Origin of the sequence: Microbispora sp. CL1-1, from assembly GCF_012034195.1 — a bacterium.
In the GTDB taxonomy this organism is placed as follows: domain Bacteria; phylum Actinomycetota; class Actinomycetes; order Streptosporangiales; family Streptosporangiaceae; genus Microbispora.
Genome location: NZ_JAATEK010000003.1, coordinates 125,247 through 151,598, shown reverse-complemented (window position 1 = coordinate 151,598; position 26,352 = coordinate 125,247). Strand labels below are relative to the sequence as shown.

Annotated in this window: 26 protein-coding genes and 1 tRNA gene; 18 read left to right on the top strand and 9 right to left on the bottom strand. The window is 69.6% G+C overall.

Features of this window, described 5'->3' with window-relative positions; all coding sequences use genetic code 11:
- Positions 1 to 5: 5 nt before the first annotated feature.
- Together HCK04_RS04995 and HCK04_RS04990 are read right to left on the bottom strand one after the other, a co-directional pair.
- Entirely contained in the window at positions 6 to 1,169 is a 1,164-nt protein-coding gene (locus HCK04_RS04995) for a glutathionylspermidine synthase family protein (RefSeq protein ID WP_142645689.1), read from the bottom strand.
- A 12-nt stretch (positions 1,170 to 1,181) separates the two neighbouring features.
- A complete protein-coding gene (locus HCK04_RS04990; protein WP_142645864.1) occupies positions 1,182 to 1,583 on the bottom strand; it encodes a hypothetical protein in 402 nt (133 codons plus the stop codon).
- Between the two features lie 205 nt (positions 1,584 to 1,788).
- Here HCK04_RS04990 and HCK04_RS04985 point away from each other — a divergent pair, with 205 nt between their 5' ends.
- The 4 genes from HCK04_RS04985 (at position 1,789) to HCK04_RS04970 (ending at position 4,798) form a co-directional block, all read left to right on the top strand.
- Positions 1,789 to 2,805, top strand: coding sequence for a PHP domain-containing protein (locus HCK04_RS04985; protein ID WP_221889864.1), 1,017 nt, complete (start codon positions 1,789 to 1,791; stop codon positions 2,803 to 2,805).
- 69 nt (positions 2,806 to 2,874) lie between these two features.
- Positions 2,875 to 3,333 carry a WYL domain-containing protein gene (locus tag HCK04_RS04980; protein ID WP_142645687.1) on the top strand — a complete coding sequence of 153 codons (459 nt, stop codon included), beginning with the start codon at positions 2,875 to 2,877 and terminating at the stop codon, positions 3,331 to 3,333.
- Positions 3,334 to 3,430: 97 nt separating this feature from the next.
- Positions 3,431 to 4,144 carry a YafY family protein gene (locus HCK04_RS04975; protein ID WP_221889863.1) on the top strand — a complete coding sequence of 238 codons (714 nt, stop codon included), beginning with the start codon at positions 3,431 to 3,433 and terminating at the stop codon, positions 4,142 to 4,144.
- 258 nt (positions 4,145 to 4,402) lie between these two features.
- Positions 4,403 to 4,798: a VOC family protein gene (locus HCK04_RS04970; protein ID WP_142645685.1), complete on the top strand. Its 396-nt coding sequence runs from the start codon at positions 4,403 to 4,405 to the stop codon at positions 4,796 to 4,798.
- A 223-nt stretch (positions 4,799 to 5,021) separates the two neighbouring features.
- Here the strand turns inward: HCK04_RS04970 and HCK04_RS04965 are convergent, their stop codons facing one another.
- Together HCK04_RS04965 and aceE are read right to left on the bottom strand one after the other, a co-directional pair.
- Complete coding sequence (locus HCK04_RS04965) at positions 5,022 to 7,022, bottom strand: serine protease (RefSeq protein ID WP_260617119.1); 2,001 nt, start codon at positions 7,020 to 7,022, stop codon at positions 5,022 to 5,024.
- Between the two features lie 248 nt (positions 7,023 to 7,270).
- The gene (gene aceE / locus HCK04_RS04960) at positions 7,271 to 10,024 is read right to left on the bottom strand and encodes a pyruvate dehydrogenase (acetyl-transferring), homodimeric type (protein ID WP_142645684.1); all 2,754 of its coding nucleotides are present in this window, start codon (positions 10,022 to 10,024) and stop codon (positions 7,271 to 7,273) included.
- Between the two features lie 566 nt (positions 10,025 to 10,590).
- Between aceE and HCK04_RS04955 the strand changes: the two genes are divergently transcribed.
- From HCK04_RS04955 to HCK04_RS04925, 7 genes are all read left to right on the top strand, one after another.
- Positions 10,591 to 10,785 (top strand): DUF1918 domain-containing protein, encoded by a 195-nt coding sequence (locus HCK04_RS04955; RefSeq protein WP_142618036.1) that lies wholly within the window; start codon positions 10,591 to 10,593, stop codon positions 10,783 to 10,785.
- Between the two features lie 10 nt (positions 10,786 to 10,795).
- Positions 10,796 to 11,203: a secondary thiamine-phosphate synthase enzyme YjbQ gene (locus HCK04_RS04950; RefSeq protein ID WP_142645683.1), complete on the top strand. Its 408-nt coding sequence runs from the start codon at positions 10,796 to 10,798 to the stop codon at positions 11,201 to 11,203.
- A 139-nt stretch (positions 11,204 to 11,342) separates the two neighbouring features.
- Entirely contained in the window at positions 11,343 to 11,771 is a 429-nt protein-coding gene (locus HCK04_RS04945; protein WP_142645682.1) for a DUF3052 domain-containing protein, read from the top strand.
- Positions 11,772 to 11,844: 73 nt separating this feature from the next.
- A complete protein-coding gene (locus HCK04_RS04940) occupies positions 11,845 to 12,300 on the top strand; it encodes a peroxiredoxin (RefSeq protein ID WP_185948918.1) in 456 nt (151 codons plus the stop codon).
- Positions 12,301 to 12,371: 71 nt separating this feature from the next.
- Complete coding sequence (locus tag HCK04_RS04935) at positions 12,372 to 12,698, top strand: hypothetical protein (protein WP_142645680.1); 327 nt, start codon at positions 12,372 to 12,374, stop codon at positions 12,696 to 12,698.
- On the top strand, positions 12,695 to 13,651 hold the full coding sequence (locus HCK04_RS04930; RefSeq protein WP_142645679.1) for an ROK family protein: 957 nt from the start codon (positions 12,695 to 12,697) through the stop codon (positions 13,649 to 13,651). Before HCK04_RS04935 ends, HCK04_RS04930 begins: the two co-directional genes overlap by 4 nt.
- Positions 13,652 to 13,666: 15 nt before the next feature.
- Positions 13,667 to 13,738: transfer RNA gene (locus HCK04_RS04925), tRNA-Val, on the top strand.
- 286 nt (positions 13,739 to 14,024) lie between these two features.
- Here HCK04_RS04925 and HCK04_RS04920 read toward each other — a convergent pair.
- A complete protein-coding gene (locus HCK04_RS04920; RefSeq protein WP_142645678.1) occupies positions 14,025 to 14,951 on the bottom strand; it encodes a hypothetical protein in 927 nt (308 codons plus the stop codon).
- Positions 14,952 to 15,302: 351 nt separating this feature from the next.
- On the opposite strand from HCK04_RS04920, the gene HCK04_RS43390 reads away from it, so the two are divergent.
- The 3 genes from HCK04_RS43390 to HCK04_RS04905 all read left to right on the top strand — a co-directional run bounded on the left by HCK04_RS43390 (position 15,303) and on the right by HCK04_RS04905 (position 17,875).
- Positions 15,303 to 15,425, top strand: coding sequence for a hypothetical protein (locus tag HCK04_RS43390; RefSeq protein WP_260617117.1), 123 nt, complete (start codon positions 15,303 to 15,305; stop codon positions 15,423 to 15,425).
- 132 nt (positions 15,426 to 15,557) lie between these two features.
- Positions 15,558 to 15,863: a hypothetical protein gene (locus HCK04_RS04910; RefSeq protein WP_205829865.1), complete on the top strand. Its 306-nt coding sequence runs from the start codon at positions 15,558 to 15,560 to the stop codon at positions 15,861 to 15,863.
- A 299-nt stretch (positions 15,864 to 16,162) separates the two neighbouring features.
- Positions 16,163 to 17,875, top strand: a complete 1,713-nt coding sequence (locus tag HCK04_RS04905; RefSeq protein ID WP_142645677.1) for a hypothetical protein — start codon at positions 16,163 to 16,165, stop codon at positions 17,873 to 17,875.
- Positions 17,876 to 18,064: 189 nt separating this feature from the next.
- Here the strand turns inward: HCK04_RS04905 and HCK04_RS41995 are convergent, their stop codons facing one another.
- Positions 18,065 to 18,967, bottom strand: coding sequence for a VOC family protein (locus tag HCK04_RS41995; protein ID WP_142645676.1), 903 nt, complete (start codon positions 18,965 to 18,967; stop codon positions 18,065 to 18,067).
- A gap of 438 nt (positions 18,968 to 19,405) precedes the next feature.
- Between HCK04_RS41995 and HCK04_RS04895 the strand changes: the two genes are divergently transcribed.
- From HCK04_RS04895 to HCK04_RS04885, 3 genes are all read left to right on the top strand, one after another.
- Positions 19,406 to 21,223 (top strand): tetratricopeptide repeat protein, encoded by a 1,818-nt coding sequence (locus HCK04_RS04895; RefSeq protein WP_142645675.1) that lies wholly within the window; start codon positions 19,406 to 19,408, stop codon positions 21,221 to 21,223.
- 93 nt (positions 21,224 to 21,316) lie between these two features.
- Positions 21,317 to 21,985, top strand: a complete 669-nt coding sequence (locus HCK04_RS04890) for a HEAT repeat domain-containing protein (RefSeq protein WP_142645674.1) — start codon at positions 21,317 to 21,319, stop codon at positions 21,983 to 21,985.
- A gap of 6 nt (positions 21,986 to 21,991) precedes the next feature.
- A complete protein-coding gene (locus HCK04_RS04885) occupies positions 21,992 to 22,996 on the top strand; it encodes a MerR family transcriptional regulator (protein WP_142645673.1) in 1,005 nt (334 codons plus the stop codon).
- On the opposite strand, the gene HCK04_RS04880 is transcribed toward HCK04_RS04885, so the two are convergent.
- Genes HCK04_RS04880 through HCK04_RS04870 form a run of 3 tightly spaced genes read right to left on the bottom strand, consistent with a single transcriptional unit; the run spans position 22,974 to position 25,680 of the window.
- The gene (locus tag HCK04_RS04880) at positions 22,974 to 23,660 is read right to left on the bottom strand and encodes a hypothetical protein (RefSeq protein WP_142645672.1); all 687 of its coding nucleotides are present in this window, start codon (positions 23,658 to 23,660) and stop codon (positions 22,974 to 22,976) included. The two genes, HCK04_RS04885 and HCK04_RS04880, sit on opposite strands and share 23 nt — an antisense overlap.
- Positions 23,657 to 25,120, bottom strand: a complete 1,464-nt coding sequence (locus HCK04_RS04875; protein ID WP_205829864.1) for an MFS transporter — start codon at positions 25,118 to 25,120, stop codon at positions 23,657 to 23,659. The genes HCK04_RS04880 and HCK04_RS04875 overlap by 4 nt, the downstream gene beginning before the upstream one ends.
- Positions 25,117 to 25,680, bottom strand: coding sequence for a helix-turn-helix domain-containing protein (locus HCK04_RS04870; RefSeq protein ID WP_205829863.1), 564 nt, complete (start codon positions 25,678 to 25,680; stop codon positions 25,117 to 25,119). Before HCK04_RS04870 ends, HCK04_RS04875 begins: the two co-directional genes overlap by 4 nt.
- Before the next feature lie 187 nt (positions 25,681 to 25,867).
- Here HCK04_RS04870 and HCK04_RS04865 point away from each other — a divergent pair, with 187 nt between their 5' ends.
- The gene (locus HCK04_RS04865; protein ID WP_240971004.1) at positions 25,868 to 26,275 is read left to right on the top strand and encodes an ester cyclase; all 408 of its coding nucleotides are present in this window, start codon (positions 25,868 to 25,870) and stop codon (positions 26,273 to 26,275) included.
- The last annotated feature ends 77 nt before the right edge of the window (positions 26,276 to 26,352 follow it).

Sequence of the window (26,352 nt, the reverse complement as noted above, 5' to 3'; positions counted from 1 at the left end):
CGCTTTCAGCCGTGGATGCGGTGGGGGACGAAAGAGGACGTGTCGTCGGTGACGAGGCCGGCGGTCTCCCGGATGCCGACTCCGGCCGACTCGTCGTCGACGACCCACGCCCCGAGCACCGGACGCCAGCCGTCGAAGTCCGGCAGCGGCAGGAACTCCTGGTAGACGAAGCCCTCTGTGCCGTAGTCGCCCTCGGTCTCCACCTCGACGCCCGGTGCGGAGATCCGCATCGAGGCGCCCTCGCGGCCGAGCAGCGGCTTGCGTACGTAGCCGGGCCCACCGGCCAGCTCACGGGGACCGTCGAGGTAGGCGGGCAGCAGGTTCGGGTGGCCCGGATAGAGCTCCCAAAGGATCGCCAGCAGGGCCTTGTTGGACAGCAGCATCTTCCACAGCGGCTCGATCCACGTCATCGAGACCTGCTGGGCGAGCGCGTGCGGCGCGAACGGCTCGGCGACGATCCACTCCCAGGGATACAGCTTGCACAGCGTGCGGACGACCCGGTGCTCCATGTCGACGAACCTGTGGTTGAGCGCGTCCCAGCCGATGTCCTCCATGGCGATCGCCGCAGTGACCAGCCCGGCCTGCTCCGCGGTCTCCTGGAGGTAGCCGATGGTCATCGCCTCCTCGCCCGTCTCGTCGGCGCTGGTCCACGCGAAGTGGGCCGGGCCGGTCTGGAGCGTGAGCGACTTCCAGCGGTCGACCAGGCGCTCGTGGATCGAGTTCCACTGGTCGTCTTCCGGATAGACGTCCTTCAGCCAGAACCACTGCACGACGGAGCTCTCGACCAGGCTCGTCGGGGTGTCGGCGTTGTATTCCAGCAGCTTGGCCGGGCCCGTGCCGTCGTACCGCAGGTCGAACCGGCCGAAGACGTGCGGGTCGCGCCGCCGCCACGACTCCGCGACGGCCGCGCGGCAGTGCGGGGGGATGCCGAGGTCGGCGAACCGGCCGGAGGTCACGATGTGGTCGGCCGCCGCCAGGCACATCCGGTGCAGCTCCTCGACCTGCTCCTCCAGCGCCAGGACCTCGTCCATCGTGAAGACGTAGTGGACGCTCTCGTCCCAGTAGGGCCGGGTGAGGCCCTCGGGGTGGGCGGAGCGGTGGAACGCGAGCCCCTGCGACTCGACGAGGGCGGCCCAGTCCTCCCTGGGCGCCGAGCTCAGCCTGCGCACGTGCCGGCCCGCTCAGCCGCCGCCGCCGAAGTGGAAGCCGAAGCCGCCCCGCTGCACGATCCGCCCCGACCGGGTCGTGATGTGGGCGTCGGCCGGCCGTACGGTCGTGCCGCGGTAGACCCGGCTGCCGTTCCGGATGCCGCCGTAGTACCAGCGGTACGCGCCGTGCGAGCCGTAGTAGTGGCTGCGGCCGCCGTCGTCGTCGCAGTAGTCGTCGTCCACGACGAGGTAGGAACCGTCGAGGTTGAGCGTCGAGGTGTCCACGCAGTCGGCGCCGACCTCCTCGTAGTCCTCCTGCGCCGCGCAGAAGCCGACGACGAGGACGGACAGCACGCCCAGGGTGCCGAGCTTGATCGCCGTGGAGGACTTGATGCCGCCGGAGGGCGGCGGTGTCCCCGGCGGCTGCGCGCTCATGGCCATGGGATGGGTCGGCAAGGAGCCGCCGGGTGGCGTCGTGGGTGGGGGGCTCTCCCCGGGCTCTGCCAATCGGGCTCCTGCTGTCGAGATCGGCACACATTATCGTCTGGTTGGACGAACGGGACAGGCAGGTGCCGGGTTCCTGATGCGTCTGTTATCTCCGGCCCGGCTGAGGCTCCGTACGCCGGGTAGCGTGCCGGTTGTGGACCCCGTCGAGGCGCTCAAGCGCATCGCCTTCCTGCTCGAACGGGCCGGCGAGCCGACCTACCGCGTGCGCGCCTTCCGCGGCGCCGCCGCCGCGATCGAGGGCCTGCCCCGGGAGGAGCTCGTACGGCTCGCGCGCACCGGCGGCCTGACCGGCATGCGGGGCATCGGCAAGGTGACGGCCCTGGCCATCACGGAGGCGCTGGACGGCGCCGTGCCGACCTACCTGCGGCGGCTTGAGGACACCAAGGACGTCGACCTGGACGAGGCCGCGCAGGCGCTGCGGTCGGCGCTGCGCGGCGACTTCCACAGCCACTCCGACTGGTCGGACGGCGGATCGCCGATCGAGGAGATGGCCGACGCCGCCCGCGCGCTCGGTCACGAATACCTGGCGCTGACCGACCACTCACCCCGGCTGACCATCGCGAACGGTCTGTCCGCCGACCGGCTGCGGCGTCAGCTCGACGTCGTCGCCGAGCTCAACGAGCGGTACGCGGGGGAGGGCGGCCCGCCGTTCCGGATCCTGACCGGCATCGAGGTGGACATCAACGCCGACGGCTCGCTCGACCAGGAGCCGGAGCTGCTCGGACGGCTCGACGTCGTGGTGGCGAGCGTCCACTCGCTGCTGCGGATGGAGGCCGCGGACATGACCCGGCGGATGGTCACGGCGGTGGCCGACCCCGACGTGGACGTCCTCGGGCACTGCACCGGCCGCGTCGTACGCGGACGCGGGCGGCCTGAGTCGCGGTTCGACGCCGAGGTCGTCTTCGAGGCGTGCCGGAGGTTCGGCGTCGCGGTGGAGATCAACTCCAGGCCCGACCGGCTCGACCCGCCCAAGCGCCTGATGCGGCTGGCGTACGAGATGGGCTGCGAGTTCGCGATCGACTCCGACGCGCACGCGCCCGGCCAGCTCGACTGGCAGCGGTTCGGGTGCGAGCGCGCCGCCCTGTGCGGGATACCGCCCGAACGCATCCGTAACACCCGGTCCTGGGAGGTTGTCGCAGGCATGGGGTGATGGTGCTGTGGCGTCCGAGTGAGGTGTGTTGTGCGGGTTTGGCCGCACTGATCGACGTAGCGTCGAATCATGAAACGCCGCGACGCGCTGGTGAGGGAGCTGGAATCCGCCGGGTGCCTGTCGGCCCGCGAGCTCGCCTCGCGCCTCGGCGTCAGCAAGAGCACCGTCGTGCGCGACGTCGCGAAGCTCCGGGAGGCCGGTGTCCCCATCCGGCTCGACCAGGGCGGGTACGCGCTCGCGGGCCCCGACCTGGTGAAGCGCGCCATCGACAGGGCGCTGCGCGGGCGGCACGTGCTGCGCCTTGAGTACGTCAACAGCAAGGGTGTGCCCACCGTCAGGGACGTCGAGCCGAGCATCTGCCTCGGAGGGCGGGGCGGGCACTGGTATCTGGTGGCGTGGTGCCGGTTACGCGACGACGTCCGCGTCTTCCGGCTCGACCGGATCTCCTGGGCCGAGGTCATGGACGAGCGTTTCCCCGAGCCGGGCCGCGACCGGCTGGCCGAGCTCGCCGAGGCCGTCGGCGGCTGACCGCGCCGTTCGCGCTGACCCACTATGACCTGGATTGATGGGATGCAGTCGAACGCGTCAGCGAGAAATGTCGGTGGGGTGGCCTACCCTCTGCGGCGTGAACCGTACCGACCGGCTCTACGCGATCGTCGAGGACCTGCGGGCGATCTCCCCGCGCTGCCGGTCCGCGCGTGAGCTCGCCCTGCGCTTCGAGGTGAGCTCGCGGACCATCGAGCGGGACATCTCCGCGCTGCAGCAGGCCGGCGTGCCGATCTACGCGGAGGTCGGGCGCAGGGGAGGATACGCGCTGGACAAGAGCATGTCCCTGCCCCCGCTCAACTTCACCCCCGCCGAGGCCGTGGCGGTGGCGATCGCCCTGAGCCGCACAGAACAGCAGCCCTTCGCCGACGAGGCGCGCAGCGCGCTGCGCAAGCTCGTCGCCGCCATGCCCGGCCCCGAGGGGGACCGAGCCCGGCAACTGGCCGCCCGCGTGCAGATCCTCACCGACGACAAGCCGGAGTCCCGCTACACCGGGTCGATCGGCCGGGTCATCGAGGAGGCCCTGCTCAAGGGCGTCGTCCTGCGCATCCACTACGGCGACGCGCAGGGTGTGCTCACGACCAGGGAGGTGGAGCCCGGGGCGTTCGTCGGCGGGCGGAGCGGGTGGTGGTACCTGGTGGCCTGGTGCCGCCTGCGCGACGCCGTCCGCGTCTTCCGGCTCGACCGCATCGTCGAGGCCGTCCTCACCGAGGATCCGGTGCCAGGCCGGCCTTTGGAAGCGTTCGACGCCGGGGTGCCTGACATGATCGCGCGCACACCGGTGCTCGACTGATCGTTTCTTCGAAAAAATGTTCGTGAGTCTTCGGAAACGCCGACAGGGGGGTGTCGCGAGGGAGCGGGAGGCTCTACTCACACGACGACGGGCCGGCCGTGGCCCATCGAGCACCTTCCCCGCTCGTCACGGCCGCCGCCGTCGCACAGGAGAGAGCGCCCGCCACAGAGGGCTACAGCAGGGCGCGACAAGCCGCGACAAGCAGGGCGCGACAAGCAGGGCGCAACTGCAGAGCGCCACGGAAGAAAGAGACCGACGATGACCACTCCCGCCGTCCCCGCCGTCAACACCGTCGCCTGGTTCGAAGTCGCGAGCGACGATCCCGAGGGGGTCCAGCGCTTCTACGGTGACCTGTTCGGCTGGCGGTTCCAGACCGACGAGAACTCGGCCGCCATGGGCATGGACTACCGGCTCATCAGCTACGACGGTGACGACGAGGTGAGCGGCGGCGTGTTCGGCATCCGCGGCGACATGCCCGGTCACGCCATCTTCACCGTGCTCGTGCGGGACGTGGCCGAGACCTGCCGCACCGTGGAAACCCTGGGCGGGAAGGTGCTCAGCCAGGTCGTGGGCAACGAGAGCGGCCCCGATTTCGCCTACCTTCACGACCCGTCCGGCAACCTCTTCGGCATCTTCGCCCCGGCCGGTTCCTGACCGGCCGGAGCGACCCAGGCCGTCCGGACGCCCGCCGGGATCCCCCCCGTGCTTCCCCTGCGGTGCCTTTCCCCCCGGGCCCTTCCCCTCCGGGCCGTCAGGGCGCTCGGACGGCCGTTCCCCACCCCCGCCGGTCGGGTGGGGTCCGCCGGCCGCCCGTTCGAGGTGCCGACACGGGCGGCCGGCCCCGCCGCGTCGCCACACGTGCCGTGGCGGGGCCTCGTCATGCCTCCGGCTGCCGGTTCTGCACCTGCGGGTGCTGCAACTGCCGGTGCTGCAACTGGCGGCGCAGCTCGGCGATCTCCCGCTCCAGGTCGGCGATGTCCGGGGCGCCGGAGCCGGCCTGGCCCTGACCCTGGACTTGGCCCTGGCTCTGGACCTGGCTCTGAACCTGATCTTGGCCCTGGCCCGGTGCGGCCTGCGACCACTGCTGCCCATAGGGCGAGGGAGCTGGACGCACATACCGTGTCGCGCCGTCGAGTCGCTGAAGGTCGTTGCCCGCGTCCGGCCGCTGGGAGTCGTCGCCCATGTCCGGCCGTTGGCGGTCGTAACGCACGCCAGGCCGCTGGGGATCGAAGTCGCGCGAGGGCGGGACCTCGTGGTCTCCGGACGTCCGCCCGGGCCGGTGGCCGTTGGCCGGCGGCAGGCTCTGCGGCTGCCGGCCCTGCGGCAGCAGGTGCCCGTTCACCGGCTGCCGGTCGTAGCCGGCGCCGACCTGCGCCGGGTAGCCACCGCCGCCGTCGGCCTGGAAATACGGCCCGCCGTACGCGGGCGAGGGCGACTGTCCCTGCGCGGAGAAGGCGGTCTTCCTGCGCCTGCGCATCAGGATCAGCAGCAGGAGACCGCCGCCGGCCACGACCAGCGCACCGGCTCCGGCGGCGATCCACAGCCACAACGGCTGCGGGGTCTCGTCCTTGCCGGACGAGATCGCCTGCTGGGAGTCGGTGATGTACTTCGCGACGTACGGGTGACTCGGGAACAGCGCCTGCACCTCGCGGAACTTCGGCAGCGCGTCCTTGTAGTGCCGCTGGAAGAAGTCGTCGAGCGCCTCGTTGTACTTCGTCGTCGTCAGCGACGCGGCGGGCCTGACGTTCTTCTCGTTGAGCTTCTCCTTGATGATCGAGACCGGGAGCACGAAGCTCTCGTTCTCCGACGCCTCGCCGTTCTCGCTCACGGTGCCGGCGATCAGCATGCCGACGACCTTGCCCGCCCGGCTGAAGACGGGACCCCCGGAGTTGCCGTGATAGGAGGGCGCCTGCGTCTGGACGTACGGCACGCCTTCCTGCGTGGTGCGCTTGGCGTTGTACGGCCCCTCGGTCAGCGCCGGGTCGAGCTTCGACTCGACGCTGAACCACGGCGTGTTGGTCACCAGGCCGGGGAAGCCGCTGATGTAGAGCGTGTCGCCGGTCTGCACGTCGGCGTCATCGCCGAGCGGCACGGTCGGCAGGTTCTGCCGGCCGTTGACCTTGAGCAGCGCGAAGTCCTTGCCCGGGTAGCTCTCGCCGACCGACACCAGCTCGGCCGGGACCTCCTTGGCCGTCTTGTCGACGCCGCCGCCGGGCAGGCTCTGCAGGACCGACAGGCTCTTGCGCAGGCCGCGGATCTCCAGGTGGGTGCTGTTGAAGGTGACGTAGATCTGCTGGACGAGCTCGATCATCTCCTTGTCGGCCTCGAAGTTCCGCAGGGCGTTGATCATGTCCTTCGCGTCCTGCTTGTTGAACTTCTCCAGCGCCTGCCGCGCGAAGGTCTGCGACAGCTCCTCGTCGCTCATCTCGACGCAGTGCGCGCCGGTGACCATGTAGCCGTCGGGGGTCACCCACCAGCCCGTGCACATGCCGCCGACCTGAGCCTTGACCGTGCGTTCCGGGCCGACGGGCCGGAGATACCGGTCGACGTCGGCCGCCACGCGCTGGAAGAGGAACTTGGCGATGCTCCGCTCGTCAGAGGGGATCTTGCCGGTGAGCACGGCCCGGGTGGCCTCGTTGGTGAGCTGGTCCCACGCGGCCTCCTTGGCCTGGCTGCTCGGGACGACGACCTCGCCGGAATAGGTGATGCTGGTGAGCTGCACGGCCGGGTGGGTGCGAGCGGCCAGCCGGGTGCCGACGGGGACCTCGTCCACGGTGTCCGCCGAAGCGGGAGCGGCCACGACGAGCAGGGCGAACGCCGCCGTCGCGGCCATTCCCCCGGTCAGTCTGCCGAAGTATTTCCTGAGATTTCCATCCACGGCCGCAAGCGTGATGGAACGTTCTTGTTACCCGCTTGGAGGTGGCTTGGGACCGGCCGGTAACGCACGCCGGGGCCTCATCCGCGCCGCTCAGGCGGGATGAGGCCCCGGACACAGCCCCGCTTCCGGCGCGGGTGAGGGCTCCGGACTCCCGCGTGGGGTGAGGGCTCCGGACTCCCGCGTGGGGTGAGGGCTCCGGAAACGACGGCGGCCCCCGCCGGAGCGGGGGCCGCCGGACGATCCGCGGATCAGACGCCCATCGACTGGGTGTCGTTGGTCTCCGGGGTCTGCTGAGCCGTCACCTCGGTCACGCCGTTCTTGAGGTGATAGCGGGCGACGGCCTCCTGCAGCGTCTCGGCCTTGACCTCGCCGCGCCGCACGAGCTGGGTCAGCACCGCCAGCGTGATCGAGGCCGCGTCCACGTGGAAGTGGCGGCGCAGCGCCGAACGCGTGTCGGACAGGCCGAAGCCGTCGGTGCCGAGCGAGGTCCAGTCGCCGGGCACCCACTGGGCGATCTGGTCCGGGACGGCGCGCATGTAGTCGCTGACGCCGACGAACGGCCCCGGCACACCCGACAGCTTGGTGGTCACGTACGGCACCCGCTGCTCGGCGTCGGGGTTGAGCAGGTTGTGCTCCTCGACGGCCAGGGCGTCCCTGCGCAGCTCACTCCAGGAGGTGGCCGACCAGACCGAGGCCGCCACGCCCCAGTCCTCCGCCAGCATCCGCTGTGCCTCCAGCGCCCACGGGCCGGCGACGCCGGACACCAGGATGTTCGCCTTCGGCCCCTCGCCCGTCGCAGGGGCGTAGAGGTAGAGGCCCTTGAGGATGCCCTCCACGTCCACGTTCTCCGGCTCGGCCGGCTGCGGGTAGGGCTCGTTGTAGACGGTCAGGTAGTAGAAGACGTCTTCGGGGTGCTCCCCGTACATCCTCCGCAGGCCGTCCTTGACGATGTGCGCGATCTCGAACGCCCACGCCGGGTCGTACGCCACGGCGGCGGGGTTGGTCGAGGCGATCAGCGGGGTGTGGCCGTCCTCGTGCTGCAGGCCCTCGCCGTTCAGCGTGGTGCGGCCGGCGGTGGCGCCGAGCAGGAAGCCCCGGCCCATCTGGTCGCCGAGCTGCCACATCTGGTCGGCGGTCCGCTGGAACCCGAACATCGAATAGAAGATGTAGACCGGGATCATGTGCTCGCCGTGGGTGGCGTACGACGTGCCCGCCGCGAGGACCGAGCCCATCGAGCCGGCCTCGCTGATGCCCTCGTGCAGGATCTGACCCTCGGTCGACTCCTTGTAGGACAGCAGCAGCTCGCGGTCGACCGCCTCGTACGTCTGCCCGTGGGGCGAGTAGATCTTGGCGGTCGGGAACATCGCGTCCACACCGAATGTGCGGGCCTCGTCCGGGATGATCGGCACGAACCTGGCGCCGATCTCCTTGTCGCGCATGAGGTCCTTGAGCAGGCGGACGAACGCCATGGTGGTGGCGACGTTCTGCTTGCCGGAGCCCTTGCGCAGGCCCGAGTAGACGGGGTCGCCGGGGAGCTTGAGCGGCTTGGCGCGTACTACTCGCTTCGGCAGGTAGCCGCCGAGCGCCGCCCTGCGCTCCTTCATGTAGGCGATCTCGTCGTTGTTCTCGCCCGGGTGGAAGTACGGCGGGAGGTCGGCCTCGAGGTCCTTGTCGGGGATGGGCAGGTAGAGCCGGTCGCGGAACTCCTTGAGCTCGGCCTTGCTCATCTTCTTCATCTGGTGCGTGGCGTTGCGCGCCTCGAAGTCCTTGCCGAGCGTCCAGCCCTTGATCGTCTGGGCCAGGATGACGGTCGGCTGGCCGACGTGCTCGCGGGCCGCCTTGAACGCGGCGTACACCTTGCGGTAGTCGTGACCGCCGCGCGACAGCTTGCGGATGTCGTCGTCGGTCATGTGCTCGACCATCTTGCGCAGGCGCGGGTCGCCGCCGAAGAAGTGCTCGCGGATGTAGGCGCCCGACTCGACCGAGTAGGTCTGGAACTGGCCATCGGGCGTGGTGTTCATCTGGTTGACCAGCACGCCGTCGACGTCGGCCGCGAGCAGCGGGTCCCAGTCACGGCCCCAGACGACCTTGATGACGTTCCAGCCGGCACCGCGGAAGTACGACTCCAGCTCCTGGATGATCTTCCCGTTGCCGCGTACCGGGCCGTCGAGCCGCTGCAGGTTGCAGTTGATGACGAAGGTGAGGTTGTCGAGCTCCTCGCGGGCCGCGACGCCGATCGCGCCGAGCGACTCGGGCTCGTCCATCTCGCCGTCGCCCAGGAAACACCAGACGTGGCTGCGGCTGGTGTCCTTGATCTTGCGGTTGAGCAGGTAGCGGTTGAACCGCGCCTGGTAGATCGCGCCGATCGGGCCGAGGCCCATGGAGACCGTGGGGAACTCCCAGAAGTCCGGCATGAGCCGGGGGTGCGGGTAGGACGGCAGGCCCTTGATCCCGTGGGACAGCTCCTGGCGGAACGCGTCGAGCTGGGCCGCGTCGAGGCGGCCCTCAAGGAAGGCACGGGCGTAGATGCCCGGGGCCGCGTGGCCCTGGATGAAGACCTGATCGCCCGACTCCCCGTGGTCCTTGCCGCGGAAGAAGTGGTTGAAGCCCACCTCGTAGAGCGAGGCCGCGGACGCGTAGGTGGCGATGTGGCCGCCGACGTTGGTCCGCGCGTTGGCACGGGTCACCATCACCGCCGCGTTCCAGCGGATGTAGGCCCGGATGCGGCGTTCGACGTACTCGTCCCCTGGGAACCAGGGCTCACGCTCCGGTGGGATGGTGTTGATGTAGTCCGTGCTGCGCAGGCCGGGCACGCCGACCTGGTGTTCGCGGGCGCGCTCTAGCAGCCGGAGCATCAGGTAGCGGGCCCGGGTGCGACCCTCGGTCTTGATGACGTTGTCGAGCGATTCGAGCCATTCGCTGGTCTCGCTCGGATCGACATCAGGCAACTGGCTGGGTAGGCCGTCACTGATGATCGAAAAACGCTGGCGTCCGGAAGCCACTGGGTCTCGCCTTCCGAGAATGGACTGTGTCTCGTCGGATCTGTTACGTCTGGGTTGCCTGCTGCGATGCAGTCAGCGCTTGATCGCGGCGTTGCGGTCTTCTTCCATCCTGTCTCGTCCTACCGGAAAGTGCATCTCTACTTCCCGGTAACCGAACCGTCCGCGCTGGCTGCGGGGCAGTTCTTGGCCTAGACCACCGATGGTAGGACGATTTTTACCCACCATCCATTCCTGGCCGCCGCCGGGGGCGCCGCAGGGTCTCAGAGGTCATATCGTGCCTGGTCGGAACCCCCCTACCCGGCCTTGCCGAGCCTTATCCGGAAGGCCCGGCGAAGTCGTCGCGCGGCCGGGATCCCCGACGATTTGTAATCGTCTACGGCACGCTCTCTACTCGTCTGTTTCCAGGTCTGCGGCATGTCGCCCGGGACAAGCGGACGGGGCCGGGCGGTCGTGTGGCGGCCACGTAACGTTTTGGTATGAGTTGTCCCTTCCTCTGAGGAGAGGAGGGTTTCTCCTCTTTCCAGGTGGCGATAGCCGTACCAGGCTCAGGAGAGAGGGGGACCGAGATGCATGCAACGGTAGGGGACCGGCTGGTGGTGCACGGTGCCGTCGTGGGCGACCACGAGAAGCACGGTGTGATCGTCGAGGTCCGCGGCCCGGAGGGCGGCCCGCCGTTCCTGGTGAGATATGAGGACGGGCACGAGGCGCTCGTCTTCCCCGGACCGGACGCCGTCGTCGTCCCAGCTCAGCGCGAATCGTAATATCGCGGATGTGAAATCGACGGTGATCGACGTGCGGACCGGCGCGCGCGAGCGCGTGCACGACATAACGAAGGAGTGCGCCGACTTCGTGCGCGAGTGCGGGGGAGACGGGCTGCTGCACGTCTTCGTCCCGCACGCGACGGCGGGCGTGGCGCTGATCGAGCTCGGCTCCGGGAGCGACGAGGACCTGCTGGCCGCCCTGGGAGACCTGCTGCCGGCGGACGACCGGTGGCGGCATGCGCACGGCTCTCGCGGGCACGGGAGATCGCATGTCATGCCCGCCTTCATTCCGCCGTACGCTACCGTTCCCGTCCTCGCGGGCAGGCTGGCGCTGGGGACCTGGCAGTCGGTCGCCCTGGTCGATCTCAACGTCGACAACCCCGACAGGCGTGTTCGTTTGTCGTTTTTGACCGATTAAGAGATAACGGTGCGGGTCACCCGCCGTGGCGACCGTTGACGACGAAGGGTCGCAGCGTGTGGACTGTGCCGAAGCATGGCTCTCAACGAGCCGGGACAACCGCAAACTGGGCGGGGTCACCCAAGCAGGAGGGATAAACGTGAGCGCGACCGCGGGTCAGGCGCAGGACGAGCGCGGCCTGGCCGAACGACTCGGCCTCAAAGCCGGTCAGGTGGTGCAAGAGGTCGGCTGGGACGAGGACTGCGACGAGGCGCTGCGCGAGTCCATCGAGGAGCTGACCGGCAACGAGCTGGTGGACGAGGACTACGACGACGTCGTCGACGTGGTGCTGCTCTGGTGGCGTGACGGCGACGGCGACCTCTTCGACGCGCTGAGCGACGCGATGACCGCACTCGCCGACGGAGGCCAGATCTGGCTGCTGACCCCCAAGGCGGGGCGCGAGGGCCACGTGGAGCCCAGCGACATCGGCGAGGACGCGGCGACCGCGGGTCTGTCGCAGACGAGCAGCGTGAGCGCCGCCAGGGACTGGTCGGGCACAAGGCTCGTCGCCCCGAAGGCCCGCCGCTGAGTATTGCCCTGCCGTACGGCCCGGGGATGCCGTACGGCAGGATGATGAGCGGACACCTGGGGAGGGACTGCTCATGGCGATAGAGGTCGGGCAGCGGGCTCCGGATTTCGCGCTCAAGGACCAGCACGGAGTCCCCGTGCGCCTGTCCGGCCTGCGGGGAAAAACCGTGATGCTCGTCTTCTATCCCCTGTCCTTCAGCCCCGTCTGCCATGGCGAGCTCGCGGCCATCCGCGACGAGCTCGCCGGCTCCCTGCCTCCGCACGTCCAGGTGCTGGCGGTGTCGGTCGACTCGATGTTCAGCCAGCGTGCCTGGGCCGACCAGGAGGGTTTCACTTTTCCCCTGTTGTCGGATTTCTGGCCCCACGGTGAGGTCGCCCGGGCGTACGGTGTCCTCGATGAGGACAGGGGCCTCGCGCTCCGGGGCACGTTCATCATCGACGGCGAAGGCATCGTGCGCTGGAAGGTCGTCAACCCGATCGGTTCCGCACGCGATCTCGACGAGTACCGCAAGGCGCTCGCGGACATCTGATCGTTTCATTGCCCGCCCCCGGGCACTGACATATCCGACTCCGACTCCGACTCGCCCTTTTGGAGGCCACGATGCCCTGCTACCGGTGCGGGGCCCGGCAGACCGACCCCGTCCGCGGCGCCAGCCCATGGAAGCGCGCGGTGCGCCACGAGGCGCAGGTCCTCGTCTGCCCGGACTGCCAGCGCGTGCACGATCTCGATCTCGACACGTGCGCCTCGTGCGGCTCGATCGCGCTGATCTGCCGCCTGGGGGAGATCGAGTGCCGCTCCTGCGGTGAGGTGCGGCTCGCCCGCGCCGGTGAGCCGCTCGTCACGGCCGGCCCGCCGGGTTCCGCCCGGATGCCCGGCCTCGCCGCGGAGGTGGAGGCGGCCCTCGACCGCGTCCTGGGCCGCTCGTGACGTACGTCGTCGCCCTGGACGTGGGCGGCACCTCCATGAAGGGCGGCCTCGTCACCCGGCGCGGCGAGGTCACCGTCCTCGCCGGGCGTCCCACGGGGCGTGAGGACGGTCCTGACGCGGTCGTGGACGCCGTGCGCGCCTACGTCGGCGAGATCGCCGACCTCGGCCGCTCCCGGTATGGCGCCGAGCCCGCCGGGGTTGGCCTGGCCGTACCGGGCATCGTCACCGCGTCCACCGCCGTCTATTCGGCCAACATCGGCTGGCGCGACGTGCCCGCCGAGGCGTTCACGCCGCCGGGCGTCCCGGCGCGGCTCGGCCACGACGTCCGTACGGGCGGCCTGGCCGAGAGCGTCTTCGGCGCGGGCCGCGACGTCGCCGATTTCCTCTTCCTGCCCATCGGCACCGGCATCGCGGGAGCGGTGGTGCTCCGCGGCGAGCCGTACGGCGGAGCGCATGGGTGGGGCGGCGAGATCGGGCACGCGGCCGTCTGGCCCGCGGGGGAGAAGTGCGCCTGCGGGCAGATCGGCTGCCTGGAGACCTACGCCTCCGCCTCGGCCGTGGCCCGGCGCTTCACCGACCGCTCCGGCCGTACGGCGACAGCGAAGGAGGTCGTCGAACTCGCGGTCGCGGGAGACCCGGTGGCCGCCGAGGTGTTCGGCGAGGCGATCGAGGCCCTGGCCATCGCCCTCGCGTCGTACGTGCTCGTGCTCGACCCGGCCCTGATCGTCATCGGCGGCGGCCTGGCGGAGGCAGGCGCAACCCTGTTCGAGCCGTTGAAGGAGCGGCTCGCCGGTCGGCTGGCCTTCCGCGAGCCCCCGCCCGTACGCCCGGCCGCCCTGGGCACCCGGGCGGGCATGCTGGGCGCGGCCCTACTCGGCTGGCAGGCCGCGGGAGACGGCGACGCGGGCGCCGACTGGTCACTCGATGTGCTGAGAGGCGGGTCGGTGTCGTAAGGTGTAGTCCGGTCCGGGCGGTTAGCTCAGCGGTAGAGCACTCGCCTTACAAGCGAGGGGTCACTGGTTCGAACCCAGTACCGCCCACCTGCGAAAAGAGCCCCGTCTCCCATCAGGGAACACGGGGCTCGTACCATTAACGTGCCATTAGCGAACGCAATCGATCTTGCTCAGTGACCACTCGCCTCAGTCGGTAGGACTTGTGCGATCTTGCCGTTCATGACATTGGCGATCTTGTGGTCTGCCTCAGCGGTGCGGTGCTGGTAGATCATCGCGGCGCGCACACTGTCATGGCCCATGCACGCCAGGTCGCGGAGAGCTGTTTGGCGACCACGTCGACCGCCGCCCGCGCGATGGCTCTCGGATGGGGTCATCACCAGGCGGCGTTCGGGGAGTCGCCCTCGCCGGGGTGCTCATCGGTCTTGATCGGCATCGGCGTGGTCGAACCATTGGCAAGATCGACTCGAAAGCCCCGCCATCGGTGCACGTAGAGCAGGTATTGGCCGGTTCCATCAAGGCTGAAACGGAGGGTGAGCCGCGCGAGAACCTGCGATTTCCCTCTACCGTCGACCGGGATGCGCATTATGGCATGACCGGCCGAGTAGATCAGGGCACTGCCATCGGGGGTGTAGGCCACAGATTCCAGGAATGGCAGGTCGTTGCTCGGTTTGACGAGGCGGGTGGCGGCCAGCAGATCGGATCCCTTCAAGCCGAGGTCGAGGACGCCGATGCCCCAGCCACCGACCACCAGTGCGATCCGCTGACCGTCCGGGGCCCAGGCCAGGCCGGTCACCACGGACACTCGCGTGCTCCAGTCGCGGCGCTGCCCGGTGGCGAGATCGACAACAGAGATCTTCGCTCCACCCGGGATGGAGGCGGCGTAGGCCAGTCTCGTGGCGTCCGGGCTCAGGGCGAGGATGTATCCGGCGCCCAGTGCGTCGCTCTCGAGTCCGGGGACGGGTATCGGGTCGCTCGGCGACCCGTCCTCGGCGAGGTGGACGCGGAAGAATCGGAGAGGAGAGTCCGGCCCGGTCCATCCGGACAGTACAAAGGTGCGGTTGTCGGGTGCCGCGGCTAGAACTTGCCAGGAGGAGCGCACTCCTGCCGGCAGAGGGATGGCGGCCAGGAACTCTCCGGTTGTGGCGTCGTGCACGGCGGGCCGTACCGGAGTGAAGATTGCCGTCTTGGACTTATTCGGAAAGCGTGCGAGTGGAGCCCTCGCGATGACAAAGAATCGCGGTGGGCCGATGATCGGCAGGGGCGAAGAGGTCGCCATCGCCGATGCCAAGGAGGTCGCCATGGGCAGCGGCGTGGGGACGGCTGCGGGGTCTGACGACCGCATGACCGTGGCGGGCGAATCTTCTTTTTACGAGCGATGGCAAGCAATCTCAGAGGTTGCAAGAGAGGGGCCATACCAGCGACCTGGGGCTGCTGTCACGGCACTTCGCCTCTCATGCGGCTGCCTGGCCGAGCGAGCTCAGTCGCTCTCACGGTCCTCACCGACCTTATTTGGGCCGGGCTACGCCCAATGCTTCTGCCTTCGTCTTGCCTGACACCTAGACTGGAGGCACGAGCGCCATGCGCGAGGAGTTGCACTATCTCGTGGACCAGTTGCCGGAGTCGGAGCTACGCCCGGCTCTGGAGTTGATCCGTGGCCGTCTGGACGAGCCTGCCCCCGCGGAGCGTGACCTTCCCGTTCTTCGCGTCGTTCGAGGCTGAGCCGGACCTCGCCGAACGCCATGAGGAGATCCTGCGCTCCGAGATGGGCCGCTGACGTGCTCCTGTGCGACACCGGCGTCCTGCTCGCTGTCGGCAACGCCAAGGACAAGCATCACCAGGCCTGTCTCAAGCCGCCGAAGGAGCGGGTGGCAAGCCGCTGCGGATGTCCTGCGCTTCGGCGAACCCGATGGCGTGGCTGGCAGCCGACGTCATCGCCGCGCGCCTGACCGGTCGCAAGGTTCCCGAGACCACGATCGGCTACGTCCTGCAGTGCGTCAGCATCGGACGCCACGACGGCATCGTCCAGCGCGTGACCCCCGACGACCAGGTCCTGCCCACCGCGTTCACGGGCCGGACCGCCGCCCGCATCAAGGAGATGATCTGCGCGAGCGCGGCCTGGGGCATCTCCCACCCGACCATGATGGCGCCGAGCCGCCGCCGCCACCTCGTGGTCACCGGTGCGGGGGAGACCCGGCCCCTCATCCGGTCGTGACGAAGCAACGGGATTCGCGCTCGGCTTGACAGCGAAATCGCTCGGATACGGAGACTTGTCGTCGGCTCCGGCTACTTCGAGGCGGCCCGTACGTGCGTGTGAATGTGCGCGCCCGGGTTTCCGGAGAAATCGATAGCGAAATCTGCGGTCGTGGAGTCCGATCGGCGTGACGGGACCGTTCGTCGTTTCGCTGTGTCCGGCCGTACGGCAATGCCACACTAAGATCGCATCTTGTGTCTCCGAATAGCTTTTCGCGAATTATCAGGATTTGCGTAGTCGGCCTGGTTCTTGCGGCGGCGGTGACGGGGCTGGTGCTCGGCGACGCCTGGCTCTGGGCCGCCGTCGAATGGACGCCGCCGGCCTATGCGGAGTTCTTCGTACGCGCCGGGTTCGACACCCCGATGATCGTGGTGCTGCTCGTGGCCGCTCTGGTGAAGGCCGCGCTGCTGTGGCTGATCCTGCGCGCCCCCGCGCCGGGACCGCTGGATAGTCAGGCGAAGGCACTGCGCCGGCTGCTCTATCTGGCGGTGGCGTGCACCCTCGTGCCGTGGTACTCGATCGCGCTGCTTCCCGGCGCGGTCGACGCGGCGTTCCAGCTCGCGTTGTGGACCGCGATCAACGTCCTCTACCTGCTCGTCATCCGCTGGCGGTCCCGCATGCTGCGCGCGGTGGCCGGGGTGATGTACGCGGTCGAGCTGATGGGGATGGCCGACGAACTGCTCGACGAACTCGACCTCCCGCGGCTCGGATCGGGCACCATCGTCGAACTGACGTTTCTGGCAGGCGGAGCGGCGGCGATCGCCATCACGGTCGTCGGACAGTGGCGCGACGGCCGGTGGAGCCGCGGCACGCAGGCCGCCGGATGGCTGTCGGTGGGGGTCTGCGCGCTGGCGATCCCGCTCAACGTTCTCCTGGGGAGGATCTCCGGCGGCAGCCTGGCGGCGGTGGTCATCATGGACGCGGCGGCGCTGATCAGCAGCGTGTGGATCGCGGCGACCGCCCGTGAAATGCCCGCCGAGGGCACTCAGACGGACCTGCCGCCCGCGCGGCGGCGCGTGATCCGTGTCGCGGTGGTGGCCGTGGCCGTACTGCCGGTCATCGCAGCGATCCACCCGGAGGCGACCCCGCACCTCACCTACACCGGCTGGTCGGTGGACTGCTATGACCGGCCCGCATTCGGCGATCTGAAACCCTCGGAACGGGACGCCGCGTTCCTGTGCCGGGCGCGGAGCAGGGAGGGCGGAGTGCCGCCCGTGTTCCCGGACAGCGTGTCGGACCAGGAGATCCTCGCGTACGGGCGGATGCTGTGCCATGCGAAGGACCGCGACGAGGAGCACGCGATTCTCACCCGGGCCGGGAGCGCGCGGCCCGCCTGGGGCGCGGACCCGTGGGACCTCGTCTACGTCTGTCCCGAGATCGTCGGCGCGACCCATCCGGAGCTGCTGCGGTCGACCACGGAGATGCAGGAGGCGGACGCCGCCTACGTCGCCGAGCAGAACGCGAGGTGCCGCGACCCGTGGCCCCGGACGAAGGGTGTCGTCCAGGCCACGGCCAACTACTTCCTGTTCGTCGACGGCGATCCCGGCTATCTGGTCTACGACCCCGAAGACGAAGCGGCCGAGGAGACGGCGGAGCAGGCGATGGACAGGGTCTTCGACGACGACGCCGGCATCGGGGTGGCCGGCAGCGCGGTGCTCGTCGGCCATGTCGCGGATGTGGCCGATGTCTGCCTCACGGTGAAGGCCTTCCGCACCCCGCCGCCGCGGCGGACGGCCGGATGGGATCAGGTCAACGAGGTGCCGATCGTCAGCCGCAGCGGCAGGCTCACCGTGCCGGACATAAGCGAGGGCGGAGAGGTGGGCGCGGGTGCCCCGATGCCGAACCTGGCGATCAACGGGAAGGGCCGCTACCGGCTCCGTGTCTACGTGCGGGTCGACGATTCGGAGGAGGAAGAGCACCTGATCGTCGTCTTCCCGGGCACGTCGAGGAAGAGGCTCACGCTGAAGTCGTGAACGGTCGAGGCCCGAGCATGGGCGGCGCCGTTTCCGGTACGGCAGGCCGGGCGTGCGCTGTGCCGTTTCCCGTACGGCAGGCCGGGCGTGCGCTCGAATGCGCCGACGGCCTGCCGTACGGTCTCCTGAACAAGACGCCTGCACCATCTCGCGGGCCGGGGTGCCGGAGCCGACGTCAAGGACTCTTTCTCAGTCGTAGGTGGAGATCTCGATGAGGTTGTGGTCCGGGTCGCGGACGTACAGGCTGGTGATCGGGCCGAGCGCGCCGGTCCTGGGCACCGGACCTTCTTCGATGAGTACGCCCGAAGCGGTCAGATGAGCGGCCACCTGATCCAGGGGCGAGTGGGTGATCAGGCAGAGGTCGGCGCTGCCCGGCACGGGGTGGAGGGCGTGCGGCCGGATCTCGTGCCCGGCCTGGTGCAGGTTGATCTTGCTGGAGCCGAAGACGAGCGCGTGGCGGCCGTCGCCGAAGGTCACCGGCTCCATGCCGAGGGCGTCGCGATAGAAGGCGATGGCGCGGGGGATGTCGGCCACGGTCAGGACCAGGTGATCGAGGCTCGCGATGCGGACGGCGAAGGTCTCCTTGACGGCCTCCCAGGCGACCGGTGGCAGCAGGTCCCGGTTGCGGGCGAAGAACGCGTGCAGCGCGGCTGCGTGCTCGGTGCGGATGTCCGCGTTGTGCCGGGCGACGTCGATCTCGTTCGCGGCCGTGATCAGCATGAACGCCCGGAGCTCGGTGTCGGAGGGGTCGACCGTACGGCCCGTGAAGCGGTCGGCGAAGCGCAGGGCGGGATAGGTGGCCGCGCGGTCGCAGGATGCGTAGAGATATACGAGCGCCTCGGCCGGGGCCCCGATCACCTCGGCCAGCGCGGCGCGATCGGCGAGGCCGAGGAGCGGGTGGTCGAAGCCGTCCGTGCCGTAGGCCGCGTGGCACAGGCCGGCGAGCTGGACCTCTTCCGGCGCGCCCCAGTCCTTGAGCCGGGCGGCGACGCGCCGCAGGTGTTCCAGGAGCGTGCCCCCGGGGTGGGGGAGCCCGGCGGCGCCCTTGGAGGCGAGGAATGCCGTCGAATCCGTGAAGGTATCCGCTGTCATGTTCGCCTTGTATACACCGGCGGGTGAGAGCGGCCCGGGCAGGGGCACTGATGCTTCGGCCTGCTTCCCTGGGCCGAGCACGGAGGCCGAGCACGGAGGCCGAGCACGGAGGCGGGGCACGGAGGCCGGGGCACGGAGGCCGGGGCACGGAAGCGGGGCACAGGGGCGAGCACTGAGCCGGGCACCGAGGGCGCCGCTCTGATCGTTTCAGCGGACGGCCTTGCCGCCCTGGGCAATCTTCCTGGTCAGGCCCCTTGTGCCGGGTGGCGCGGGCCGCCGTCGGTACCGGGTTAGATCAGTGCGGCGTACAGTCCGGGGCGGTCCACGATTTCCGGGAACGCCCGCCTTCTGCCTCGTCGCGGACGCCCGGAAAGCCGGCGTGGGAACGCCGGCGGGACCGGGACGCCCGTCAGCGACGACGCTCACTGGAGGCGTGTGATGACGCCCGCTCGCCCGGCCGTTCGCCGTGGTCCTCGTTACGCGGCCGCACCCGCGAGCGCGATCGGAGCGCGGAACTCTTCCCTGCCGTGGCAGATTCTGTTCCTGATCGTCGCGGGGACGTTCGCCGTGCACGCCAACGGCCTCGGCAACGGCTTCATCTATTTCGACGATCCCGAAGGCGTCGTGGACAACGTCTCCATCCGGGAGTTCAGCGCGGCCAACATCGGCTATTGGTTCACCACGCCGCTGCAGTTCATGTACACGCCGCTGGTGTACGTGTCGTACGCGATCGACTACATGTTCGGCCATGGCGCGATCGGCATGTACCACTTCACGAACCTGATATTGCACCTGGCCAATGTGGTGCTGGTGTTCCTGCTCTTCCGGCGGCTCACCGAGCGCGCTTTCCCGGCCTGTTTCGTCGCGGTGGCCTTCGCGATCCATCCCGTGAACGTCGACACGGTCGCCTGGATCTCGGCCCGCAGCAATCTGCTGGCCACGCTCTTCTCGCTGGCCGCGATCTCGCTCTACGTGCGTTATCTCGAGTCATGGCGATGGCGGCCGCTGGTCTGGTCGGTGGTGCTGTTCGGGCTGGCCGCGCTGTCCAAGTCGACCGCCGTCGCGCTTCCCGTGGTGTTGTTCCTCGTGGACTTCTGGCTGTGCCGCGGGCCGAGCCGGCGTCTGCTCCTGGAGAAACTCCCGTTCTTCGTCATCGCCGCGATCACGGTGCTCGTCGGGCTGGACGTACGGCAGGACGTGGTTCCACAGGGCGGATACACCGTGGTCGACCGGATCCTCCTGACCTGCTCGGCGCTGGTCGACCACCTTGTGCAGTCGGTCTATCCGGTGCACCTGTCGTTCGCCTACGAATACCCCCGCACGCCCTTCCCCTGGTATTTCTCCGTTTTCCCGCTCGTGCTCGCGGCCGGGATCGCCGCCGCGTGGGTGGTGAGGCCGGTGCGCAGAATCCTCGTCTTCGGGCTCGGGTTCTTCGTGGTCACCATCGCGCCGACCCAGGCCGTGCTTCTCATCGACGGATATCACGCGAACCGATATGTGTATCTGCCCTATCTTGGTCTCTTCCTCGTCTTCGGATATCTCGTGGACGCGGTGCTCCGGGGGCGTTATCGCGTGCTGCGGGCCGGTGCGATCGGGGTGACGGCGGTGTTCGCGATCCTGTTCGCCACGCTGACCGTCATCAGGAACACGGCCTGGAAGAACACGGAAACCATCATGAGCGACGCCATCGCCAAAGAGCCGGGCATCGCGTTGGCGTACAACAGCCGGGGCATCGCCAGATTCCGCGGCGGAGACTACACGGGCGCCACATCGGATCTGGAACGCACGGTGAAACTCGACCCGGACTTCGTCCTGGCGCACCACTATCTCGGCCTGATCAGGTATTACAACGGCGACTACACCGGGGCACTACGGGAGCTCGACTATGAGGTGTCGCGGCTTCCGACCTTCGCGGTCGCCTACAGCGAGCGCGGCAAGACCAAGATCGCGCTGCGGGACTACTCGGGCGCGTACGCCGACCTTTCCACGGCCCTCACCTATGACCCGCAGCAGGCGGAGGCCTACTACTCCCGGGGAGTGGCCGGGATCGGGCTGGACAAGCCGCAGGAGGCGATATCCGATTTGAACGCGGCGATCGGACTCATGCCCGAATATGCCGACGCCTACTATCAGCGCGGGGTGGCCGAGTCGCGGCTCGGCGATACCGGCGCCGCCTGCGCCGACTGGAACACGGCGGCGTCCCTCGGCAACCCCGACGCGACCACGTCCCTCACCGACAACCACTGCGCCGGTTGACCGTACGGCCACGGGCGGGCTGCGCTTGACCTTGACTCCGCTTGACCTTGACACAGTGACAAGCTTTTCACTGTGGCCGAGGAGGTGGTCGCGATGACCACGCAGGAAGGCGACACGAACACGGTGCGCGTTCTGCACGCGCTTGAGGACGGCGACTCGTCGGTGCGGCTGAAGGCGGTGCTGGCGGTCGGCACGGCCCCGGACCAGAGGCTGGTCGGCAAGCTCATCGAGCGCTGCGCGGTCGAGCCCGATTTCTACGTGCGCGACATGCTCACGTGGGCGCTCACCCGCCATCCGTCATCGGTGACGGTGCCGAAGCTCGTGGACGAGCTGCGCTCGGAGCGCGCGCAGGCGCGCAGCCAGGCGTTGCACACGCTCTCGAAGATCGGGGACCAGAGCGCATGGCCGGCGATCACACGGGCGCTCCTGACCGACACCGACGACGAGGTGGCGCGGAGCGCCTGGCGGGCGGCGGTCGTGCTCGTGCCCGATGGTGAAGAATCCGAACTGGCCGGGGTGCTGGCGACACAGCTCGGACGCGGCGAACGCGAGACGCAGCTGAGCCTGAGCCGTGCCCTGGCCGGGCTCGGCGAGGTGATCAAGCCGATCCTGCGCGAGGCGATGACGAGCCGCGACGAGCGCGTACGCCGGCACGCGATCGCCACGGAACGGCTGCTGCGCGATCCGGACGCGGGATTCGAGTTCGCGATCGAGGAGGCGAAGCGCGTCGCGGTCCTCGGCGCGGCAGGGCAGGAGGAGTGACATGCGGTGTTGATCGGCGAGGTGGCACGGCGGTCGGGGGTCAGCGCCCGGATGCTCCGGCATTACGAGTCGCTCGGCCTGGTGCGGCCGACGGGCCGGAACGAGGCCGGCTATCGGGAGTATTCCAGCGACGACATCGCGCGGATCTTCCACATCGAGAGCCTGCGGTCGTTGGGGCTGTCGCTGCGTGAGGTCGGGCGCGCGCTGGACGATCCCCGATTCACGCCCTCGGAACTCGTCGACGACCTCATCCGCCGTACGCGCGAACGCATCGCGGCCGAGACGGAGCTGCTCACGCGGCTGCGCCGGATCGGCGCCGCCGAGCCCGCCGGTTGGGAGGACGTGCTCCGGATCGTGGCGCTCCTCCAGGCCCTGGGGTCGGAGAGCGCAGGCAAGCGCCAGCAGGCGGCCCTGGCCACGGCCGAAGAGGCTTCGGCGCCCGTGGAGGCGCTGGCCGAGGCGGCGTTGAGCGAGACGGACCCGAACGTCGCCGGTGCCCTGCGCTGGGCCCTGGCGCGATCGGGCGACGACGCGGTGGCGCCGCTCGCGGAGGGCCTCGGCTCACCGGCCGCCGAGGTGCGGAGGCGCGCCGTCCAGTCCCTCGCCGAGATCACGGGAGAGGCGGCGACCGCGCTGCTGCAGGACGCTCTCACGAACTCCGACGCCGAGGTCCGCAGGCGTGTGGCTCTGGCGCTCGGGGCACGCGGGGTGGCCGAAGCGGTGCCGACGCTCATCGACATGATCGTCGAGGGGGTGAACGACGTCGACGCGGCCGACGCGCTGGGCGCGCTGGCGGCCGATCCCGCGCTGACGGATCGGATCGCCACCGGGCTCGTCGGCCGCCTCGCCCAGGGCGGCGTCGAACCGTCCGGACGCCGGCGGCTGACCCAGGCGCTCGCCGACATCCCTGGCGACATCACCTCACGCGCCCTGGCCGAGCTGTCGCACGACGACGACCGGGCCGTCGCACTCACCGCGACCTACCTGCTCACGCTGCGCAGCGGGCAGTGACGTCTGAAGCCGGCATCAACGCCGGGCGTCGCTCCCACGCGCATTGAGGCGCCCGGCAGGGCAGCGTGGCTCCTCTCCGGTCGTCGGAGGCGAAGTGCACGCCGGTGACATCCTCCAGCCACAGGTGCAGCTCGGGCAGGTCTCCCGCCTGCGGGCCGGCGTCGTAGCGGCGCGGCACGATCAGGACGAGTGACCCGGTCAGTCGCTCGCCGGCACGTTCGATCAGCAGGGAGCGGACCTCCCCGGCGGCGACGTCGTAGCCGGTCGCGAGTTCGAGCGCGGCCTCGGCTGTCAGCGGCCTGGCCGAGGGAGTCACGTGCCCTCGGAAGTCTCTGGTGCGCCGGGGCTGCGCTATGGGCGGCGGCAGTGATCGCTCCAGTGGGTGCCCCGCCGCCGCGGCCTGCTCGACCATCCAGCTCCGCCGCTCCGGCCCGAAATCGGCCATCCAGCTGAGGGCCGCGCGGGCACGCCGTTCCCGCCCGATGGACGTGCGGGCGGTCGCGGCGTGGAACAGGGGGAAGGTGTTGTTGTCCCAGACGTCCGCGACCTCGTTGACGGTTCGCCGGTCGTACGTCCGTGCGTCCGCGGACGCCTCCGCGATCTGTACGAGCGACCTGTCCAGCAACGAGCCCAGGGCGCGCAGCGCCGTCCCTCGTCTGATCATTCGCACGGGATATCACGATCGGCCCGACCAGTGCGCAGGGCTGGGCGCAGGGCAGGGTGCAGGGCAGTGTGCAGGACCGGTTCCGCACGACGGCGCCGGGCGGGGAAGTCGCGCAGCGGACGGAGCGGGCTGAGCAACAGGATCGCGACCGACAGGAGCTGGACGACGGCCATCAGGATCATGGTCTCGCGTACGCCGATCGCCTCGCCGAGCAGGCCGCCGAGCAGCCCGCCGAGGGGGATCGCGCCGTAGTTCAGGGCCGAGGTGCTCGCGGTGATCCGCCCGAACATGCCGGCCGGGCAGTAACGCTGGCGGAAGGTGCTCGTCAGGATGTTCGAGGCCACGACGCCCAGACCGGTGCCGAAGCCCGCGGCGGCGAAGAGCGCCAGTCCCGCGCCGCCGGTGCCGATCGGCCCCAGCAGAGCCATCGGCGCGGCGAGCGCCTCGCACATCAGGAATCCCCGCGCCGGTCCGAACCGCGTGGCCACCCGGCCGGACAGCGCGGCGCCGAACAGGCCGCCCGAGCCCGCCACCGCCAGCACCACGCCCACCTGTGCCGCTCCCGCACCGAGATCCCGGGTGAGGAACACGACCTGGATCGACGCGTAGCCCATCAACGCGATGTTGGACGTCGCGCCGAAGGCGGTGAGCGTACGCAGGTATGGATCGTGCACGACGAACCGCAGCCCGTCGCCGATCTCCGTGCGCAGCCGCCGTCGCGCGCCGGTCTCCCGGCGAGCCTCGCGTGTGCGCACCGAACGCAGGCACAGGACGGCGATCGCGAAGCTGACCGCGTCGGCCAGCACGCCGCTGACGGCGCCGAACCACTGCGCGAGCAGCCCGGCCAGCCCGGGACCGGCGATCTGCGCGGCCGACTCGCTGCCCTGGAGCATGGCGTTCGCCTCCAGCAGCCGGTCACGCTCGACCAGGGCGGGCAGGTAGGCCCGGTAGGCGAGGGTGAAGAACACCTTCGCCGCGCCGGCCGTCGTCGCCGCCACGAGCAGGTGGGTCGTGGTCAGCGCGCCGAGCCAGGCCGCGATCGGCACGCCCGCGAACGCCACCATCGACACGGTGTTGCACACCAGCATCACCGGCCGTTTCGGCATCCGGTCGACCCATGCGCCCGCGGGCAGCCCGACCAGCAGCCACGGCAGCCAGGCGGCCGCGGTCAGCAGCCCGACCGCCAGGGGGCTCGCGTGCAGGGTCACCACGGCGACCAGCGGAAGCGCCACGCCGCCGACGGAACCGCCGAGCGTGCTCGTCGTCTCGCCGATCCAGAGCAGCCGGAAGTCGCGCGTGCCCAGCAGGCCGCCGCGTACGGCCGGCGTCGTGGTCACGGGCGGCGTGGTGGATTCGGGCGGCGTCGCGGTCGCGGTCGCGGTGGGTTCGGGCGGTGTGGTGGGTTCGGGCGGTGTGGTGGGTACGGGCGGTGTGGTGGGCACGGGCGGTGTGGTGTTCACGGCCGGCCTGGTACGGCGCGGGCGGTGAGGAAGACCAGCTTGCGTTCCTCCCCGTCGTCGGGGACCTCCCGGTCCGCCAGCGAGGTGAACAGGGCGAGGATCTTCTCCTCCAGCTCGGCGAGCTCGGCGACGGACAGCCTCGCCCAGTGGTCGGTGGTGAACGCCGCTCGCCGCCACGCCTCCGGGTGGCCGTCGCGCTCGGCGAACCACTGCCGGGCGAGCGCGGTCTGCCGCTCAAGCACGAGCGATTCGGCCGCCGCGGCCACGGGATCGTCGGGGAAGTCCGACATCGACCAGCTGATGACGTCGGCTGACCTGCGCCACCAGCGTTCCCGCCGGTCACGCGCGAGCTCGGGCACCTCCTCGACGAGCTCGCTGGCGGCGAGGACCTTGAGGTGATGGCTGATGTTGCCGACGGCCTGCCCGGTCCTGTCGGCCAGCACCGACGCCGTCGAGGGCCCGTCCACCCGCAGGATGTCGAGCAGCCGCCGGCGCAGCGGGTGGGACATCGCGGCCAGCACCTTCGAGTCGCGTACGTCACGCGTGGGGCGATCACTCACCCGCTCACCCTAGTCGCACAAGAGTCGTTGTGCAACAGTTCTTGTGCACCTGTGCGGGTGAGCGGTCTTTGCCAAGGCAAGGCCCTATGGGAACCAGGAGAAAACCACTCTTTGCGTAAATTAAGAACCCGAGATTTCGACGCATCGAGGGTGCCCTATGGCTACTTTTTGGGACCTCAAGCACTGGTTGACCGACGCGATCAACATGCACGACATCCGGGGAATACTCGCCTGCTACAGCCCTGGCGCCGTGTATGTCACGCCGTCAGGCGTGGCGGAGGGCCACGACCAGATCGCCTGGATGTACGAGCAGTTCTTCAGGGCCTTTCCGGACTTCCGCGCGACGGCCTGGTTCGAGCTCGGCGACTGTGAGAACCCCGCCGTCACGGAATGGACCTATACCGGCACCCATGAAGGTCCTCTTATGTTGCCGGACGGACGCGAGATAAGGGGAACAGGCCGTCACATCACCATCCGCGCCACCTGTTCGACCTTCGTCCACGACGACAAGATCGTCACGCACCGCGAATACTTCGACCAGCTGGAGCTCTACAGCCAGCTCGGCTTCGGGCTGACGAAGATCGAGCACGGGTGACCGGGGCCGGGAGGCATCGCCCTCCCGGCCCGGATCGTCGTCCGCCCGCAGGCGGTCCGCGTCGGACGGTCGCAGGT